The organism is Streptomyces rimosus subsp. rimosus, from assembly GCF_000720725.1.
GTDB classification, from domain to species: Bacteria; Actinomycetota; Actinomycetes; order Streptomycetales; family Streptomycetaceae; genus Streptomyces; species Streptomyces rimosus_A.
Map to the genome: position 1 here is coordinate 1 of NZ_JOCQ01000086.1, position 18,413 is coordinate 18,413.

Below are 18,413 nucleotides of genomic sequence, written 5' to 3' on the forward strand. Positions count from 1 at the left end.
TCCTCGACCTGGGCGGGGAAGAGGTTCACACCGCGCAGGATGATCATGTCGTCGCAGCGGCCGGTGACCTTCTCCATGCGGCGGAAGGCGGGGCGGGCGCCTCGGCCCCTGACGCCCCGTATCAGGGCCGCATGTCGATGATGCGCTTCAGCTTGCCGACGGAGCGTTCCAGGGTTTCCGGGTCGACGATTTCCACGGCTACGGAGACGCCGATGCCGTCCTTGATGCCGCGGGCGATGTGGCCGACGGCGGCCGTGCGTGCCTCGGGGGTGGCGTCCGGGCGCGCTTCCGCCCGTACGGTCAGGTGGTCCATCCGGCCCTCGCGGGTCAGACGCAGCTGGAAGTGGGGTGCGACGCCCGGGGTGCGCAGCACGATCTCCTCGACCTGGGCGGGGAAGAGGTTCACACCGCGCAGGATGATCATGTCGTCGCAGCGGCCGGTGACCTTCTCCATGCGGCGGAAGGCGGGGCGGGCGTCCTTGGTCAGCGAGGTGAAGACCAGTTCGCCGTGCTCGCCGTCCGGCAGCGGTTCGCCGGTGATCGGGTCGACCACCTCCGGGTAGAAGTGGTCCTCCCAGATGTGCAGCCCGTCCTTGGTCTCCACGCACTCCTGGGCGACTCCGGGACCCATGACCTCCGAGAGGCCGTAGATGTCCACCGCGTCGATGGCGAAGCGCTCCTCGATCTCCCGGCGCATCTCCTCCGTCCACGGCTCCGCGCCGAATATCCCGGCCTGGAGGGAGGTGGTGCGCGGGTCGACGCCCTGGCGCTCGAACTCGTCGAGGAGGGTGAGCATGTAGGACGGCGTCACCATGATGATCTCGGGCCGGAAGTCGCGGATGATCTGCACCTGCCGGGCGGTCATGCCGCCGGAGGCCGGGACGACCGTACAGCCGAGGCGTTCGGCGCCGTAGTGCGCGCCGAGGCCGCCGGTGAACAGGCCGTAGCCGTACGCGATGTGCACCTTGTGGCCGGGCCGGCCGCCGGCCGCGTGGATCGAACGGGCCACGACCTCGGCCCAGACGGACAGGTCGTGCTCGGTGTAGCCGACGACCGTGGGGCGGCCGGTCGTACCGCTGGAGGCGTGGATGCGGCGCACGGCGTCCTGGGGGACGGCGAACCTGCCGAAGGGGTAGTTGGCCCGCAGGTCGTCCTTCACGGTGAACGGGAAACGCGTGAGGTCGCCGAGCGACCGGCAGTCCTCGGGGTGGACGCCGGCCCGGTCGAAGGACTGCCGGTAGAACGGGACGTTCTCGTAGGCATGCCGCAACGAGGCGCGCAGCCGTTCCAGTTGCCGGTCCCGCAACTCCTCGGTGGACAGCCGCCGCACCGCGTCGAACGGTTCCGTACGGGCGCCGGCCGGGCCCGCACCGGCGTCGGCCGCCCCCGTACGGGACCCGGCCGGGCCCGCACCGGCCTTCGCCCCCCTCCCCGTCCCGGCCCCCGTCTCCCGCCGCTCACCCCTGTTGTCCGCATCCGGCATGTCCGTCACCGTTCCGTATCCCGACCGATCATTCGGTTGCTGAGTGCGGTCCAAGTAATCAGCGGGCGGCGAACGCGTCAAGGGGCGTGACACGGTGCCGCGCGGGTAGCTTCGAGCGCATGAGTGACGTTCAGAAGGTGCAGGTCGGCGACGTCCGTTTGGCGTACCGGTGCTGGGGTGACGCGGACGCGCCCCCGGCGGTGCTGCTGCACTGCCTCGGCGAGGACGGTGAGGACTGGCGCGGTGTGGTCGGCCAGCTCGCCACCACCCACCGGGTGTACGCGCTGGATCTGCGCGGGCACGGTGCCAGCGACCGGCCGGGGGAGTACGGCTTCGAGCGCTGGTGTGACGATGTGGCCGGGTTCCTGCAGGAGCTGCGTCTGGGGCCCGTCGCGCTCATCGGCCACTCGCTCGGCGCCATGGTCGCGCTGCTGCTGGCCGCCGCCCGGCCCGAGCTGGTGGAACGGCTGGTGGTGGAGGAGGCGGCGCCGCCCCGGCCGGGCGATCCGCCGCAGGAGGTGCCCGAGCCGCCGCCGGGGCTGCTGGGGTTCGACTGGCAGGCCAAGGTCGCCGTGGTGGCGCTGCGCAACGCGCCGGACCCGGTCTGGTGGGACGCCCTGGCGAAGATCACCGCACCGACCCTGGTGATCGCGGGTGGCCCCACGAGCCACATTCCGCAACAGCACCTCCACGACATGGCCGAGCGCATCCCGGACTGCCGCCTCGTCACGGTCGAGGGCGCAGGACACCTCGTCCACGAGGAGCGCCCGCTGGAGTTCCTGGACGCGGTACGGACGTTCCTGGTCCCGGGGCCCTGAGACGCGGCGGGCCGGGGCGGTTCGGGGCGGCCCGGGGTGCGACGTCCCGTCGTACGGGTGCCGGGCGCGCCCACGGCCGGCCCAATGGCGGAGCGGTGCCGTCCTTCCGTGGTGCGCTGACCGCAACCTCCGAAAGGATCACCATGCGTACATCGCTTCGTACGACCGCGCGGGCGGCGCTCGGTCTCCTCGCCGCCCTGGCCCTGTCCGGCGCTGTCCTGCCCGCCGTGGCCCACGCCGACTCGGACGACGAGCCGGGCGACCGCCCCGCCGCCGGCAGCCACGGGCAGGTCCAACTCCCCTCGAAGGACGGCTTCCTCTTCCCGCTCGACGGCCTCCCCAAGAACGCCAACGTGGGCGTCAACAGCGTGTCGGACCGGAACTGACCGGCCCCCCTCCGCCCCCGCCCCGTCCCGCTCCCGGCGACCCTGCATACTCCCAGGTGTCACTGCCGCCGCCGTCCGCCCGGCCGTAACCCCGCCGGGCGGACGGCGGTGCGCGCACGGTGCCGGGGAGGGGAAGGGGACGGCCGTGGGGACGAGAGGGCGTGCGGGCGCTGCGCCGCACGGGGTGGACGCGCAGGCGGAGGCCGCGGTCCGGGACGGGGACGAGGAGGCGTTCGCGCGGCTCGCCGAGCGCTACCGGCATGAACTGCGGGTGCACTGCTACCGCATGCTCGGCTCCTTCACCGACGCCGAGGACCTGGTGCAGGAGGCGCTGCTGCGGGCCTGGCACCGGCGGCGGGGCTTCGAGGGGCGGGCGACGTTCCGGGCATGGCTGTACCGGATCGCCACCAACGCCTGCCTGGACGCGCTGGCCAGTCCCGCCCGCTCCCGGGAGATCGCGGTGGCGGTCGACGGTACGGGCACGGCGACGCGCTCCGCACCGGCCGAGGTCACCTGGCTCCAGCCGTACCCGGACGCCCTGCTGGACCTGGCCGCACCGGCCGACGGCGGCCCGGAAGCCGCGGCGATCGCCAGGGAAACCATCGAACTGGCCTTCCTGGCGGCGATCCAGCACCTGCCGCCCCGGCAGCGGGCCGTGCTGATCCTGCGCGATGTGGTGGGCCTGCCCGCCGCGGAAACGGCCGGGGCACTCGGCCTGAGCACCGCCGCGGTCAAGAGCGCGCTGCAGCGCGCCCGCGCCACGCTGCGCGAGCGGCTGCCCGAGCGGCGCGCCGACTGGGGCCGGGGAGCCACCGGCCCCAGCGAGGCCGAACGCGCGCTCCTCCAGCGGTTCGTCGCGGCTTCCCGGGCCGCCGACATCGACGCTCTGACCGCCCTGCTGCGCGAGGACGCCCGGCAGACCATGCCGCCCGCCCACCTGGTGTTCGACGGGCGTACGGCCATCATCGCCATGTGGCGTGCGGCTCTGGAGGGCGATCAGGTGTGGGGCGACTGGTACGCCGTGCCGGTCGCGGTCAACCGGCAGCCGGCCGTGGTGAACTACGCGCGGACGCCCGGGGCGCCGGCGTACACCCCGGTCAACATCGACGTGCTGCGCGTCGAGGACGGCCGGATCGCGGAGATCACCACCTTCGCGCCGGACCTGCTGCCGGCCCTCGGACTCCCGGACGCCGTGGCGCCCGACGACGTTCACGGATGATCCGCCGCTAAGTGGCCCACGTCACCTTCGCGCGCCGATTCCTTTTCGCGGGACCGCCGGTCGTATGTGCGTAAGGCGCCGTGGCGGGCAGGGCGCGAAGCCCGTACGTACCCGGCCACGGCGCGCTGCGGTGGCGCGACAGGCGCGGACGGAGAGGCGGAAACGGCATGACGGAGCTGACGGAGCAGGGTGTGGGACCGGACGAGCAGGTCAAGGCGCTGGACCGGCTGGTGGGCCGTTGGCAGGTCGAGGGCGGTACGGAGGGCACCGTCACCTACCGGTGGCTGGACGGCGGTCACTTCCTGGTGCAGGACGTGGACCTGACGCAGCACGGGCGGCCGGTCACCGGCATGGAGGTGATCGGCCGCGAGCATCCCTTCGGGGCGGAAACCCCGGGGGACGAGATCACGTCCCGTTTCTACGGGAGCCAGGGCCAGACGTTCGACTATGTGTACGAGATCGAAGGCGACACCCTGACCATCTGGGGCGGCGAGAAGGGCTCACCCGCGTACTTCCGGGGCACCTTCGCCGCGGACGGGAACCGCCTCACCGGAGCGTGGGTCTACCCGGGCGGCGGAGGCTACGACTCCGCGATGACCAGGGTGGGGTGACCGGCAGCCGGGGGCCGGCCGCCGCGGCCGGCCCCCGGCCCCGCGATCACCCGCGGATTGGCGGATTTCCGTTCACCCAGAGAGGCGCAGGCCCGCCCGCCGTTGCCATCGGGGCCGCCGAGGCGGCCAGGATGAGCGCGTGATCATCACCCCACGCCCTCGCCGAAGGCGCCGCCGGCCCGTCCCGCTCGTCGTGGGTACGGGCCTGCTGGCCGTACTGCCGCTGCTGCCGTCCCCCGCGCTCGCGGCCCCGCGCGGCCCGGGTACGGCCGCTCCGGACGCGTACGCCTCGGTCCCGGACCTGCCGCGCGGGGCCGCCGCCCCCACCGGCACCGAGCGCCGGATCGACGCCCACCTCACCGCGATCAGGGACCGGCCCGCCGCGCTGCGCGCCTTCTTCCGCGGCCTGCCCAAGGGCGGCGACCTGCACAACCACCTCTCCGGCGCGGCCTCGACCGAGCTGCTGATCAAGCTGGCCGGGAACGACGGACTGTGCATCGGGACGAAGACGATGACCGCCCGCCCCGCCCCGTGCGGGCCCGGTACCCGGCCGGCCGTGCAGGCGCGCACCGACCGCGCTTTCCACCAGCGCATCCTGCGGGCCTGGTCGATGCAGGACTTCTCGTCCGCGTCCGGCGAGTCCGGGCACGATCACTTCTTCGCCACCTTCGGGAAGTTCGAGGAGGTCGAGCGGCGCCACAAGGGCGCACTGCTGGCCGACGTGGCCACCACGGCGGCCCGGCAGAACCAGTTCCACCTGGAGACGATGCTGACGCCCGCCTCGTCCGGCGCCAAGAAGCTCGCCGACCGGATCGGCCACCACGCGGACCCGGGCCGGATGCACCGACTCCTGCTGGCCGGCGGCAAGCTGGACGAGCTCGTGCGCGAGGCGGGACGGGAGACCGACAGGAGCACCGCGGAGTTCCGCAAGGCGGCGGGCTGCGGCACCCGCAGCCCGGGACCCGGCTGCCGGATGACCGTCCGGTACATCTACGAGGTGATGCGCGGCAGCACACCCGCGCGCGTCTTCACGCAGCTGGCCCTCGGCATGCGCCTCGCCGAACGCGACCACCGGTACGTGGCGGTCAACCTCGTACAGCCGGAGTACGGGGCGACCGCGCTGCGCGACTACCGCCTCCACATGCGGATGCTGGATCACCTGCACCGCGTCTATCCGCGCGCCCACCTCACCCTGCACGCCGGGGAACTCGCCCCCGGCCTGGTCAAGCCCGAGGACCTGCGCTTCCACATCAACGAGGCGGTGCGGACCGGGCACGCGGAGCGCATCGGGCACGGTGTCGACGTGGCCCACGAGGACAACGCGGCCGGGCTGCTGCGCACCATGGCCCGGCGCAACATCGCCGTGGAGGTGCCGTTCACGAGCAACCGGCAGATCCTCGGCGTCACCGGCGCCGACCACCCGTTCCCGCTCTACCGGCACTTCGGGGTGCCGGTCGTGCTCGCCACGGACGACCCGGGGATCTCGCGCAGCGACATCAGCAGCGAGTACCGCTTCGCGGCCACCACTTACGGCCTGCGGTACCGCGAGCTGAAGGACCTGGCCCGCGCCTCGCTGGAGCACGCTTTCCTGCCGGGCCGCGGCTTGTGGGCCGATCGGGGCAACGGGGCGCGCGGCTACGAGCTTTCGGCACCTTGCCGTAAGAACCGCCCCGGAGCCGGACCGCCGCAGACGGCCTGCAAGCGGTTCCTCGCCAAGAACCTCAAGGCCGCCCTCGAATGGAAGCAGGAGGCCGCCTTCGCCCGCTTCGAGCACCGCATCCTGACGGCGCGGCGCTGAGGGCGCTTTACACGGCCGGGGCGGGTGCGCGCACCCACCCCGGCCACGTTCCCTCATAGGATTGCCCGGTCAACTCCCGGTAACGGAAGGCCCGACCGTGGCACGGAAGATACGTACCTCCCTGCGCCGGCTGCTCACCACGGGCGCCGCCGCAACCGTCCTCCTCACCGCCGCCCCGACGGCCGGCGCGGCCCCGTCGGCGGCGCACAGCGAGGCGCACGCCCTGCGCCCCCTGGCCGACCTGTCCGCCCAACGCCTCGCCACCGCCGACCTGGTGGCCGCCGCGAAGTGGGGGACCGGCAGCCCGGTCGACGACCCGGTGCGCGAGCGGCAGGTGCTGGACGCCGTGGCGCGGCAGGCCGCCGCACTGGGTACCGATCCGCGGCGGACCGCGCGGATCTTCCGGGACCAGATCGAGGCGAACAAGACCGTGCAGCGCGGGCTGCACCGCCGCTGGGCCGCCGACCCGGCGCAGGCACCCACCCGGCGGCCGGATCTCGGCGAGGTGCGTGCGGAGATCAACCGTGTCAACGGCGCGCTGGTACGGGCGATCGCCGCCTCCGGCGCGGCCCGTACGTCGCCGCGCTGCCTCCGTTCCCTCGTGGGCGCCGCCGCGGACGTACGTCATGAGCGGGCCCTCGACGCCCTGCACACGGTGGCGCTGGCCCGTTCCGTACGGTCGGTGTGCGGTGCCGAGGAGGCAGGCCGGGCGTCATGAGTCCCCGGGCGGGCCGAGGACGACCGGCAGGTCCCGTAGGCCGTTGAAGATCATGGACGGGCGGCGGAGCGGCGGCTGACCGGGGTCGTGCAGGGCGAGGCCGGGGAAGCGGTCGAAGAGCGCGGGCAGGGCGACGGCCGCCTCCAGACGGGCGAGCGGGGCACCGAGGCAGTGGTGGATTCCGTGCCCGAAGGCAAGGTGGCGGGCGGGCGGCCGGGTGATGTCGAAACGGTCCGCCCCAGGCCCGTGCTGCCGCGGATCGCGGCCGAACGCGGTGTACGACAGCATCACCGCGTCGCCCGCGCGGATGGTCCGGCCGGCCATGTCCACATCGCACAGCGCGTAGCGGAACGGGAAGTTGGCGACCGGCGATTCCCAGCGCAGCGTCTCCTCGACCACCGCGCTCCAGGGCACCTGCCCAGCGCGTACGAGGGCGAGCTGACCAGGGTGGGCCAGCAGCGCGTACACGGCGTTGACCAGCAGGTTCACCGTGGTCTCATGGCCCGCGACGATCATCAGCAGGAGCGTGTCGACGAGCTCGGTCCCGCTGAGCTCCTGGCCGGGGGCCACCAGCGCGCTCGTCAGGTCGTCCCCGGGGTGGTCGTGCTTGGCGCGGAGCAGGGCGGCGAGCGCGGCGCGCAGCTCGCGGTGGGTGGCCAGGGCCTCGGCAGGCCCCGCCGGGGCGCCGAACAGGGCCTGGCACAGCGATCGCAGCCGGGGGCGGCGGTCGTCGGACACGCCGAACAGCTCGCAGATGACCCGTATCGGCAGCGGGTGGGCGAAGCGGGCGCGCAGCTCGACCGGGTCCGCCGGACGGCCGGCGGCGAGGCCGTCCAGCAGTTCCCCGGTCAGCTCCTCGACACGCGGCCGGAGCCGCGCCACGCGGCGCGTGGTGAAGGCGCGGGCCAGCGGCGCGCGCAGCCGGGTGTGGTCGCCCGCCGTCGCGGTGGTCATGTTCGCGACGGTCAGCAGCGGCGCCAGCGGCCAGGAGCGCGGGACCTCGCCGCTGCGCCAGGCACGCCAGGCCCCGATGTCCTTGACGAAGCGGCTGTCCGCCAGCACCGCCTTACCGGCCTGATGCCGGGTCACCAGCCAGGCCGTCACACCGCCCGGCAGCAGGACGGGCACCACCGGCCCCGCCGCGCACAGCGGGTCCGGGCGGGAGCGGGGATCGCGCGCCCCGGGATCGAGCCGCACCCGCGAGTCGTACCCACCGGGACGGGCGTCACCGGGCTCCACGCCGTCGAAGTCCATGCCCCAGCGTAGAGCCGCCGCGGGGCGTCTTCCCACCCTCCGCACCGCCCCCGGCTTGCTGCATTCGGGCGGCGCGGCGTGTGCCAAGCGGGTGAAGCCGGGGGACCGGTTGTCGACCCGCCGCGGGGTGTGGGCAACCGTGCGGGTGTCCCCTTCTTCCCATCCAGGAGAACTCCTCATGGCCAAGAAACTCTCCGTCATACCCCGGCCCGGCGCGGCGCACACCCGTTCCCGGGTGTGTGGGCCGCGCCATCTCCACCGCCGTACCGGATGAGCCTGCCGGTCAGGGGCTCCGGCCGCCGTCGGGGCGGCGGCCGGAGCCCGGTCCGTGCCGGGGAGCGACGGGCTCACCGGGCCTGTGCCGAGACGACGGGCTTCATGGGGCGCCCGCACCGGACGCCACCGCCTTCGCCCACCGGTAGTCCGCCTTGCCGCTCGGGGAGCGCCGGATGCGGTCGGTGAAGACGATCGAACGGGGCACCTTGTAGCCGGCCAGCCGCGCCCGGCAGTGCTCCCGCACCGCCTCCGGGCCCAGCGGCCCGGCCCCCTTCCGCAGCTGTACGACCGCGGCGACGCGGCTGCCCCAGCGCGCGTCCGGCACACCGGCCACCAGCGCGTCGTACACGTCCGGATGGGCCTTCAGCGCCTGCTCGACCTCCTCCGGGTAGACCTTCTCGCCGCCGGAGTTGATGCACTGCGAGCCGCGCCCGAGGACGGTGACGATGCCCGCCTCGTCGACGGTGGCCATGTCGCCGAGCAGCACCCACCGCTCGCCGTCCGCCTCGAAGAACGTCTCGGCGGTCTTGCGCGGGTCGTTGTAGTAGCCCAGCGGTACGTGTCCGCGCAACGCCAGCCGCCCCACCTCGCCGGCCGCCACCGGGGCGTGCGCCGGGGACGCCGGGTCGACCACAGCCGTGTGCGCGTTGACGCGCAACCGGAAGCCCCGGTCCGGCCCGGAGTCCTCGGTGGCGGTGCCGTTGAAGCCCGACTCCGACGAGCCGAAGTTGTTGAGCAGCAGGGCACCCGGCACCAGCGCGGCGAACTGGGCCCGTACGGTCTCCGAGAGGATCGCCCCGGAGCTGCTGACGCTGAACAGCGAGGAGCAGTCGGTGCCCTTCAGCGGGCCCGCCAGCGCGTCCGTGAGCGGGCGCAGCATCGCGTCGCCCACCAGCGAGACACTGGTCACCTTCTCGCGCTCGATGGTGCGCAGCACCTCCTCCGGCACGTACTTGCGGTGCAGGACCACCTTCTGGCCGAAGTGGAAGGCGATGAACGCGGTGAGGGTGGAGGTGCCGTGCATCAGCGGGGGAGTGGGGAAGAAGACCAGGCCCTCCCCGCCCGCGGCGACGCGTTCGGCCAGCTCTTCGGGGCGCCGTACCGGCTCGCCGGTGGGCGCGCCGCCGCCCATGCCGGAGAAGAAGATGTCCTCGTGCCGCCACATCACGCCCTTCGGCATGCCGGTGGTGCCGCCGGTGTAGATGACGAGCCGGTCGCCGCCGGAGCGCGGCGCGAAGTCCCGGTCGGGCGAGCCGGACGCCTCGGCCTGCGCGAACGGAACCGGCGCGATGGCGGGTTCCGGTGCGCCGGGCGGCGGCGTGCCCACCCGTACGAGATGGCGCAGCCGCTCCGTGCGCGGCAGAACGGCGGCGACCCGGCCGGTGAACTCGGCGTCGAAGACCAGCGCGACCAGATCGGCGTCCCGGTAGAGGTACGCCAACTCGTCCTCCACATAGCGGTAGTTGACGTTCACGGGAACTGCGCGGATCTTCAGGCAGGCGTAGAGGGCCTGGACGTATTCGACGCCGTTGTAGAGGTGCAGGCCGACGTGCGAGCCCGGGGTGACGCCGTGGTCGCGCAGGTGGTGGGCGAGCCGGTTGGCCGCGCGGTCCAGCTCCGCGTACGTCAGCCGGCGCTCCGCGCCCGTACCCGGATGATCCAGGTGGACCAGTGCCTCCCGGCCGGGAACCGTGTCGACGACCGACTCGAACAGATCGGCGAGGTTGTATTCCACGTCTCCTCCAGGCGGGCGGCGGCGTCGGTCCGCGGTCATTAGAGCGCCGCGCGGCACACGGGGGAAGGGGCGGAGCAACGGAAACTGACTGACTGTCAGGAAACTCTTGAAGTCGGCCCCGGGCTCCTGCAACCTGTTCTACGTTCCGCCGCGGACCGGCTCCGGCCGGACGGCGGCGGACGGGTCCGGTACGCGACCGTACGGACGGGAGGACGCATGGGCGGGACCGAACATCTGACGGTGACGCGCGACGGCGCGACCCTGGTGCTCACCCTCAACCGGCCGGAGGCGAAGAACGCGCTGTCGCTGCCGATGCTGGTGGGCCTGTACGACGGCTGGACCGCCGCCGACGAGGACGACGGCGTACGTTCGATCGTGCTCACCGGCGCGGGCGGCGCCTTCTGCTCCGGCATGGACCTCAAGGCGCTGGCGGGCCGCGGCATGGACGGCGAGCCGTACCGCGACCGCCTGGCAGCCGACCCGGACCTCCACTGGAAGGCCATGCTGCGCCACCACCGCCCGCGCAAACCCGTGATCGCCGCCGTCGAAGGCGCCTGTGTCGCCGGTGGTACGGAGATCCTCCAGGGCACCGACATCCGGGTGGCCGGGTGCGGCGCCACGTTCGGGCTGTTCGAGGTGCGGCGCGGGCTGTTCCCCATCGGCGGCTCGACGGTCCGCCTCCCACGCCAGATCCCGCGCACCCACGCCCTGGAAATGCTGCTCACCGGACGCCCGTACACCGCCGAGGAGGCCGCCCGCATCGGCCTGATCGGCCACGTCGTGCCGGACGGCGACGCGCTCGGCACGGCGCTGGAGATCGCCGGGCGCATCAACGCGTGCGGACCGCTCGCCGTCGAGGCGGTCAAGGCGTCCGTCTACGAGACCGCCGGGATGACCGAGGAGGACGGGCTGAAGGCCGAATTGGAACGCGGCTGGCCGGTCTTCGCCACGGCCGACGCGAAGGAGGGCTCCCGGGCCTTCGCCGAGAAACGGCCGCCCGTCTTCCGGCGCGCGTGACCTGTGCGGCGGCCGGCTGCTGCGGCATGCCCCTGCCGCTCCCGGACCACCTGCCGCGTCCGCATCCGACCCCGTACGGAAGCGAGGAGCTCCTCTTGACACCCACCTCCGGCACCCCCGAAGCGCTCTCGGCGCCCCTCGTCGTGGAGTTCCCCTTCACCCGGTCGCTCGGGCCCGTGCAGAGCGCCTTCCTCACCGGGCTGCGCGAGCGGACCGTCCTCGGCGTCCGGACCGCGGACGGGCGGGTGCTGGTGCCGCCCGTCGAGTACGACCCGGTCACCGCCGAGGAGATACGCGACCTCGCCGAGGTCGGCACCACCGGCACCGTCACCACCTGGGCCTGGAACCCTGCCCCGCGCCGCGACCAGCCGCTGGACACGCCGTTCGCCTGGGTGCTGGTCCGCCTCGACGGCGCGGACACGGCGCTGCTGCACGTCCTGGACGCGGCCGGGCCGGACGCGGTGCGCGCCGGGATGCGGGTACGGGTCCGGTGGGCCCGGGAGCGTACGGGCGCCATCACGGACATCGCGTGCTTCGAGCCGTACGAGGGCGGGGAGGCGAGCGAACCAGTACCCCACACCGGAGAGTTCGCCGACCCCGTCACCGGCATCACCACCCCCGCCCGCCTCGACTACACCTACGCGCCCGGCCGCGCCCAGTCCCGCTACCTCGCCGCCCTGGCCGAGCGCCGCACGGTCGGCGAGCGGTGCCCGTCCTGCCGCAAGGTCTACGTACCACCCCGCGGCGCCTGCCCCACCTGCGGCGTGGCCACCCGCGACCAGGTCGAGGTCGGCCCCGACGGGACGGTCACCACCTTCTGCATCGTCAACATCAAGGCGAAGAACCTCGACATCGAGGTGCCGTACGTGTACGCGCACATCGCCCTGGACGGCGCGGACCTGGCCCTGCACGCGCGCATCGGCGGCATTCCGTACGACCAGGTCCGGATGGGCCTGCGCGTGCGGCCGGTGTGGCGCGACGGCAGCCGCTTCCCGGACCACTACCGGCCCACCGGCGAACCCGACGCCGACTACGACAGCTACAAGGGGCTGGTCTGATGTCCGCGACCCCCGGCCCCGCCGCCGGAACACCACAGGTCCCGGACACACCTCCCGCGCGCGAGATCGCCGTCGTCGCCTTCGCGCAGAGCGACCACACCCGCGACTCCGCCGAGGTCTCCGAGGCCGAGCTGCTGCTGCCGGTCCTCCAGGACGTCCTCGGCCAGGCCGGGCTGCGGGCCGGAGAGATCGACTTCACCTGCTCCGGGTCGTCGGACTACCTCGCCGGGCGGGCCTTCTCCTTCACCATGGCGCTGGACAGCGTCGGCGCCTGGCCGCCCATCGCCGAGTCGCACGTCGAGACGGACGGCGCCTGGGCGCTGTACGAGGCCTGGGTCAAGCTGCTGACCGGCGATGCCGAGACCGCGCTCGTGTACGCGTACGGCAAGTCCTCGTCCGGCGAGGTGCGCGACGTGCTCACCCGCCAGCTGGACCCGTACTACGTCGCGCCTCTGTGGCCCGACTCCGTCGCCCTGGCCGCCCTTCAGGCCCAGGCCCTCATCGACGCCGGTGCCACCGACGAAGCGGCGCTGGCGGGGGTCGCGGCACGCAGCCGCGCCGACGCGGCGGCCAACCCGCACGCTCAGCTCACGGGCCCCGTGCCGCACGGCCCGTACGCCGTCCGGCCACTGCACACCGGCGATTGCCCGCCCGTCACCGACGGCGCCGCCGCCGTGGTCCTCGCGGCCGGGGACACCGCGCGGCGGCTGTGCGACCGGCCCGCCTGGATCCGCGGCATGGACCACCGCACCGAGGCCCACGGCCTCGGCGTACGGGACCTCACCGACTCGCCGTCCGCCCGGCTGGCCGCGGAACGCGCCGGAGCCTGCGAACGGCCGGTGGACACCGCCGAACTGCACGCGCCGTTCAGTTCCCAGGAGGTGATCCTCCGCAGGGCGCTGCGGCTGGACGACGCGGTACGGATCAACCCGTCCGGCGGTGCGCTCGCCGCCAACCCCATGATGGCCACCGGGCTGATCCGGATCGGCGAGGCCGCGCAGCGCATCGGGCGCGGGGACTCCCGGCGGGCGCTGGCCCACGCCACGTCGGGGCCCTGCCTCCAGCAGAACCTGGTCGCCGTACTGGAAGGGGAGCCGCGATGAGCAGCGCCGCGGGAACGACGAAGGAACCCGTCGCCATCGTCGGTATCGGCCAGACCCGGCATGTCGCCGCCCGCCGCGACGTCTCCATCGCCGGACTCGTCCGCGAAGCCGCCCAACGGGCGTTGCAGGACGCCGAGTTGACGTGGCAGGACATCGACGCCGTGGTCATCGGAAAGGCCCCCGACTTCTTCGAGGGCGTGATGATGCCCGAGCTGTACCTCGCCGACGCGCTCGGCGCGGTCGGCAAACCGCTGCTGCGGGTGCACACCGCCGGCTCGGTCGGCGGCTCCACCGCCCTGGTCGCGGCCGACCTCGTCGCCGCCCGGGTGCACCGCACCGTCCTGACCCTCGCCTTCGAGAAGCAGTCCGAGTCCAACGCGATGTGGGGCCTGTCGCTGCCGGTACCGTTCCAGCAGCCGCTGCTGGCCGGGGCAGGCGGCTTCTTCGCCCCGCACGTACGCGCCTACATGCGCCGTACGGGCGCGCCCGCCACGGTCGGCTCCCTCGTCGCGTACAAGGACCGCCGCAACGCGCTGAAGAACCCGTATGCCCACCTCCACGAGCACGACCTCACCCTGGAGAAGGTCCAGGCGTCCCCCATGCTCTGGGACCCCGTCCGCTACTCCGAGACCTGCCCGTCCTCCGACGGCGCCTGCGCCATGGTGCTCACCGACCGAGCGGGCGCGCGCCGGGCTCCCCGGCCCGCCGCCTGGGTGCACGGCGGGGCGATGCGCAGCGAACCGACCCTCTTCGCGGGCAAGGACTTCGTCTCCCCGCAGGCGGGCAAGGACTGCGCCGCGGCGGTCTACCGGCAGGCCGGGATCACCGACCCGCGCCGCGAGATCGACGCGGTCGAGATGTACGTGCCCTTCAGCTGGTACGAGCCGATGTGGCTGGAGAACCTGGGCTTCGCCGCGCCGGGCGAGGGCTGGAAGCTCACCGAGTCCGGGGTGACCGAACTCGACGGCGACCTGCCTGTCAACCCCTCCGGCGGGGTACTGTCCGCCAACCCCATCGGCGCCTCCGGCATGATCCGCTTCGCCGAAGCTGCCCTCCAGGTCCGCGGCCAGGCCGGAGAACACCAGGTCCCCGGCGCGCGCCGGGCGCTGGGGCACGCGTACGGGGGCGGCTCGCAGTTCTTCTCGATGTGGGTGGTGGGCGCCGACGCGCCTGGTGCCTGAGAGGGCTCTGGCCGACAAGTCGACCCGCGTGCGCGCGGGTACGGCGGTGAAGTCGCGCCCGCGAATCCGGCCCCGGGCTCGCCACCGCCGCGCTCTCACTGCTGCGGCACTGCGCTGAGCAGGCGCCTCCCCCCCCAGTCACGCACCCTGTCCGCCCCCCGCCCCGATGACTAGGCTGACCGCGACGCCGAACCGGGGGAAATCGGAAGGGCCACAAGGGCCACAACGACCGGAAGGAGCAGTGACGTGACCGAGGGCATCACCGAACGGCGGCTCACGGACGGGGCCGGGCCGGAGCTGGACCTGGCCGGCGCTGCGTGGCAGTCGAGCAGTCAGGGGATGGGCGATGTTCAGGTCGCCTTCGTCGAGGGCTGGATCGCCATGCGCAACCGGCGTACGCCGGAGGTGCCCGCGCTGGTCTTCACGCCCGCCGAGTGGCGCGGGTTCGTTCTCGGCGCGCGCGACGGGGAGTTCGATCTCACCTGAGGTCGTGTGAGGTCGCGCGTAGGCCGGGGCCTGGGGTCAGGAATCCTCACGCCAGGACGACGCAGCCGCGTTCCCGCAGCGCGCGCAGCGGCGCGGCGTCGTGGTCCACGGTGTTCCAGCGCAGGTCCAGCTTCTCCAGGCTCGGCAGGTCGGCCAGCCAGTGCGGTACGTCGCGCAGTCTGTTGCCGCGCAGGTCGAGCCGGCGCAGCAGGGGGAGTCCGCGCAGCGCGTCCGGCACCTCGGACAGGGCGTTCTCCCGCAGTTCCAGCTCGCGCAGCGCGTAGAGGCCGCTTGCGGTGGCGGGGAGGCCGGACAGCTGGTTGCCGCGCAGCCACAGCTCGCGCAGCTTCGCGAGGCGGCCGAGGGAGGCGGGCAGTTCCGTCAGGGCGGCGTGCTGGGCGCGGAGTTCGTGCAGCCCGGCCATGTCGCCGAGGGAATCGGGCAGCCGGCCGAGCGGATTTCCGCCGACGTTGAGGTAGCCGAGGCGGCCGAGTCCGCCGAGGGTGGCGGGGAGCCCGGTGAGGCGGTTGTCGTGCAGGTAGAGGCAGCGGGTGAGTCCGGTGAGGTCTCCGATCTGTTCGGGGATCCGCGTCAGGGCGTTGTGGCCGAGGTCGAGCGTGTGCAGCTCCCGCAGGCGGCCGATGGCGGGCGGTACGGAGGTCAGCTCGTTGTCGGCGAGGATCAGCACCCGCAGCCCGGTCCGCGCCCATGTCCCGGCGGGCACCGAACGCAGTCCGGCCTTCCAGAGATCGAGCACGTGGGGACTGGTGGCGGAGGTCATGGACGCAGGTTACGGCGCCGGGTGGCCGGCGGAGACGGCCGCCGGCCACCCGGCCGTGTGCGGCCCCGTTACGCCCACAGCCCCAGCAGGAACGGATAGGCGTTCAGCACCGGCGCGGGCCCCTGGACGAGGTCGCGCAGGGTGAAGACGGTGTACTCGGTGCCCTTGGTGGCGAAGAAGTGGACCTCGTCGCCCACCGTCGCGGAGGCGACCGCGTCCGGGCGCTCCCAGCCCTTGGGCAGCTGGCCCAGCGGCATCGGCTGCACCTCGCGGAGGTCCGGCGCGCGGAACCGGCCGTCGATCAGCACCGTGGCCTGTTCGCAGAACAGCAGGTACTGCGAGTCGTCGGGGCGGGCGGGCGCCGCCTCCAGGACCCGGCCGTACGGCTCCAGCTCCCGGGACGGGAAGTACTCCTCGCTGCGGTCGATGCCGCCGTTGCCCTTGTCGGAGAAGGCGATGGTCAGATCGCCCTTCACGCCCAGGTACGTGTGGTCGCGGTGGCGCGGGGCCCGGGTGACGAAGTCGAAGCCGCCGTGGAACTCCTTGGGCAGGTGCGGGAACTGCGTACTGATCTTGCGCGGCCCCTCCTCGACGCGGTTGCGCGAGGAGAACCGGATGACCTCGTCGCCGCGGAAGCCCTCGAACCGTACGAACGGCGTGGTGTCGCCCGGCACGTACTTGGCGAACGTGCCGAAGACCCCGCCGGCGGCCTCCAGCGATGCCTTGAAGACATGGGTGACCGTGGAGACGATGCCGCCGCCCGGCTCCACCAGGAGCCCGGACAGCGCGTCGAAGACCGGGTCGCTGCCGCGCGGCTCGACCGGCTCGAAGGTCCACTGCTCGGCACCCCGGTAGGCGCCCGTGCTCTCCGTCGACTGCTCGATCACCGCGCCCGTGGCGGCGGAGTGGTCCCGGACGTTCACCCACAGACCGCTGTGCAGGTTGGCGATGCGGTACGGATCCTCGTCGGTGAGCTGCCACGACTGGCTCCGGTACGCCGGGGTGTTCTCCTCCAGGTGCTCCTGGACCAGGTGCGCGCCCTTGTCCTTGCTCCACCTGCGGACCTGGAGGTACCCGCCGCTGTGCTGGTTCTGGATACGGAAGGTGCGCTCGCCGCCCGGCGCGGACTCCAGCCGCCACGCCTGGGCGGCCCGCTGCGGCCAGTCCTGGAGCCGGTCCTGGACGAGGTCCGCGGGGGACTGTTTGGCGTGGCCCTTGACGGTCAGATACAGACCGCTGTTCACGTTCTTGATCAGGTACGTGCCCTTGGCGCTGACGCTCACGGGGACCTCCTGGGAACGGTCGGAAGAATTTCCGATTCCGGCGTTCTCACCCTATGAGCCCGTTCCCGCGGGCGCGACGGTACGGCCACCAGACCCGGCCAAGGTCAGGTCCCGGTCCCGGCCCGCGTCCGTACCGCCCACAAGGCATGATCCCCGGCGGGCGCCCTCCGCCGGACCGGCCGCGCGCATCAGCAACGACCGGAACAGCACGCCGCGACGGCGGCCGTCACCCGCGCGGCACGCCCTGCCTCATGACTGATTGGGGATGGTCGGCGCCCGCTCCAGCGAGGTCGACAGCGGGACGCCGTGCTCGGCGCGGAGCCCCGCGTCGGCGGCACGGGTCGCGTACGCGGCGGCGGGCTCCTCGGGCCGGCCCTGCTGGGGATCCGCCAGAACGGTGGTCGCCAGGTGCCGCAGGACGTCCGCGTGCGCGTGGAGCATCTGGTGGGTGCGGGTGTCCGCCGGGTCGGCCAGCAGGATGCGGGCGGCGGTGTTCACGGCGCGCAGCCGGGGCTTCTGGGCCGTGCGGTGCGCGCGGGGCAGCGAACGCCAGGCCGTGTTGGCGACGGTGATGCTCCGCCACAGGTCGTTGGTGGCCGGGTCGGTGTCGTAGAACCGCAGACCGTACCGGCCGACGAGCCAGTACGAGAGGGACAGCGCGATGGCCGCCACGAGATCGAACGTCACCCAGGTGCGCGCCATGTGGTCGCGTTCCACGGCCGCGCCGACCAGCAGCGCCACGGCCGCGCCGCCCGCGCCGAAGAGGACCGCCGCGAGCACACTGAAGAACGCCACCGCCGGAACGATGCCGATACCGTTCTCGCTGTCCACCCGGAGCAGCCCCTGCCAGTGGGGCGCCAGATAGCGGGCATAGCGGACGGGTTTCGGGGCGGGCTCCGTGACGGCGATCCTTTTCGCCCAGCTCACGGCCATCGCTTCTCACTCCTTCGTCGGGGGCACGGACGCAGAGCCTCATCACCTCCATCAACGAACAATGGAATTCCCGGATACGCTCGGCAAGCTCAAGCAACGTTTCTGCTGAAGAAATTCCTCCGGACAGCCGGGCGCATTCGGTGGATGCCCCGGCGGGGCCGCGGTGCACCTTTGTGCGCCGCCGCGAAAAAACTCTGCCGAATGCGCCAGGCGGCGCCGGTGACGGCCCCGGACGGTCCAACTCCCGGGAGATCAGCAGATTTTCCGGAAACG

General features: G+C 73.2%; 17 protein-coding genes. 11 read left to right on the plus strand and 6 right to left on the minus strand.

The window, feature by feature from the left end; translation table 11 throughout:
• Positions 1-121: 121 nt before the first annotated feature.
• The gene (locus IH45_RS0132220) at positions 122-1,483 is read right to left on the minus strand and encodes an AMP-binding protein (RefSeq protein ID WP_234440759.1); all 1,362 of its coding nucleotides are present in this window, start codon (positions 1,481-1,483) and stop codon (positions 122-124) included.
• A 119-nt stretch (positions 1,484-1,602) separates the two neighbouring features.
• Here IH45_RS0132220 and IH45_RS0132225 point away from each other — a divergent pair, with 119 nt between their 5' ends.
• From IH45_RS0132225 to IH45_RS0132250, 6 genes are all read left to right on the plus strand, one after another.
• Complete coding sequence (locus IH45_RS0132225; protein ID WP_030676711.1) at positions 1,603-2,301, plus strand: alpha/beta fold hydrolase; 699 nt, start codon at positions 1,603-1,605, stop codon at positions 2,299-2,301.
• A 143-nt stretch (positions 2,302-2,444) separates the two neighbouring features.
• On the plus strand, positions 2,445-2,687 hold the full coding sequence (locus IH45_RS0132230) for a hypothetical protein (protein WP_030676714.1): 243 nt from the start codon (positions 2,445-2,447) through the stop codon (positions 2,685-2,687).
• A 145-nt stretch (positions 2,688-2,832) separates the two neighbouring features.
• Positions 2,833-3,906 (plus strand): RNA polymerase subunit sigma-70, encoded by a 1,074-nt coding sequence (locus IH45_RS0132235; RefSeq protein WP_234440760.1) that lies wholly within the window; start codon positions 2,833-2,835, stop codon positions 3,904-3,906.
• 167 nt (positions 3,907-4,073) lie between these two features.
• Positions 4,074-4,517: a hypothetical protein gene (locus tag IH45_RS0132240; protein ID WP_030676723.1), complete on the plus strand. Its 444-nt coding sequence runs from the start codon at positions 4,074-4,076 to the stop codon at positions 4,515-4,517.
• A 139-nt stretch (positions 4,518-4,656) separates the two neighbouring features.
• Positions 4,657-6,315, plus strand: coding sequence for an adenosine deaminase family protein (locus IH45_RS0132245; RefSeq protein WP_030676725.1), 1,659 nt, complete (start codon positions 4,657-4,659; stop codon positions 6,313-6,315).
• A gap of 97 nt (positions 6,316-6,412) precedes the next feature.
• Entirely contained in the window at positions 6,413-7,033 is a 621-nt protein-coding gene (locus IH45_RS0132250; RefSeq protein ID WP_030676728.1) for a chorismate mutase, read from the plus strand.
• Here the strand turns inward: IH45_RS0132250 and IH45_RS0132255 are convergent.
• Together IH45_RS0132255 and IH45_RS0132260 are read right to left on the minus strand one after the other, a co-directional pair.
• On the minus strand, positions 7,028-8,287 hold the full coding sequence (locus IH45_RS0132255) for a cytochrome P450 family protein (RefSeq protein WP_050515331.1): 1,260 nt from the start codon (positions 8,285-8,287) through the stop codon (positions 7,028-7,030). The genes IH45_RS0132250 and IH45_RS0132255 overlap by 6 nt on opposite strands.
• Positions 8,288-8,663: 376 nt before the next feature.
• The gene (locus tag IH45_RS0132260) at positions 8,664-10,298 is read right to left on the minus strand and encodes an acyl-CoA synthetase (protein ID WP_030676734.1); all 1,635 of its coding nucleotides are present in this window, start codon (positions 10,296-10,298) and stop codon (positions 8,664-8,666) included.
• A 216-nt stretch (positions 10,299-10,514) separates the two neighbouring features.
• Here IH45_RS0132260 and IH45_RS0132265 point away from each other — a divergent pair, with 216 nt between their 5' ends.
• The 5 genes from IH45_RS0132265 (at position 10,515) to IH45_RS0132285 (ending at position 15,143) form a co-directional block, all read left to right on the plus strand.
• The gene (locus tag IH45_RS0132265) at positions 10,515-11,315 is read left to right on the plus strand and encodes a crotonase/enoyl-CoA hydratase family protein (protein ID WP_030676737.1); all 801 of its coding nucleotides are present in this window, start codon (positions 10,515-10,517) and stop codon (positions 11,313-11,315) included.
• A gap of 95 nt (positions 11,316-11,410) precedes the next feature.
• Entirely contained in the window at positions 11,411-12,373 is a 963-nt protein-coding gene (locus tag IH45_RS0132270; protein ID WP_030676740.1) for an OB-fold nucleic acid binding domain-containing protein, read from the plus strand.
• Positions 12,373-13,476 carry a thiolase domain-containing protein gene (locus IH45_RS0132275; RefSeq protein ID WP_050515332.1) on the plus strand — a complete coding sequence of 368 codons (1,104 nt, stop codon included), beginning with the start codon at positions 12,373-12,375 and terminating at the stop codon, positions 13,474-13,476. Before IH45_RS0132270 ends, IH45_RS0132275 begins: the two co-directional genes overlap by 1 nt.
• Complete coding sequence (locus tag IH45_RS0132280; protein ID WP_030676745.1) at positions 13,473-14,657, plus strand: thiolase domain-containing protein; 1,185 nt, start codon at positions 13,473-13,475, stop codon at positions 14,655-14,657. The genes IH45_RS0132275 and IH45_RS0132280 overlap by 4 nt, the downstream gene beginning before the upstream one ends.
• A gap of 246 nt (positions 14,658-14,903) precedes the next feature.
• Complete coding sequence (locus IH45_RS0132285; RefSeq protein ID WP_030676748.1) at positions 14,904-15,143, plus strand: DUF397 domain-containing protein; 240 nt, start codon at positions 14,904-14,906, stop codon at positions 15,141-15,143.
• Positions 15,144-15,189: 46 nt separating this feature from the next.
• Here IH45_RS0132285 and IH45_RS0132290 read toward each other — a convergent pair whose 3' ends face one another.
• From IH45_RS0132290 to IH45_RS0132300, 3 genes are all read right to left on the minus strand, one after another.
• A complete protein-coding gene (locus tag IH45_RS0132290) occupies positions 15,190-15,924 on the minus strand; it encodes a leucine-rich repeat domain-containing protein (protein WP_030676750.1) in 735 nt (244 codons plus the stop codon).
• 68 nt (positions 15,925-15,992) lie between these two features.
• The gene (locus IH45_RS1000000145540) at positions 15,993-17,207 is read right to left on the minus strand and encodes an RICIN domain-containing protein (RefSeq protein WP_050515333.1); all 1,215 of its coding nucleotides are present in this window, start codon (positions 17,205-17,207) and stop codon (positions 15,993-15,995) included.
• Positions 17,208-17,456: 249 nt separating this feature from the next.
• The gene (locus IH45_RS0132300; protein ID WP_030676752.1) at positions 17,457-18,140 is read right to left on the minus strand and encodes a hypothetical protein; all 684 of its coding nucleotides are present in this window, start codon (positions 18,138-18,140) and stop codon (positions 17,457-17,459) included.
• Positions 18,141-18,413: the final 273 nt, after the last annotated feature.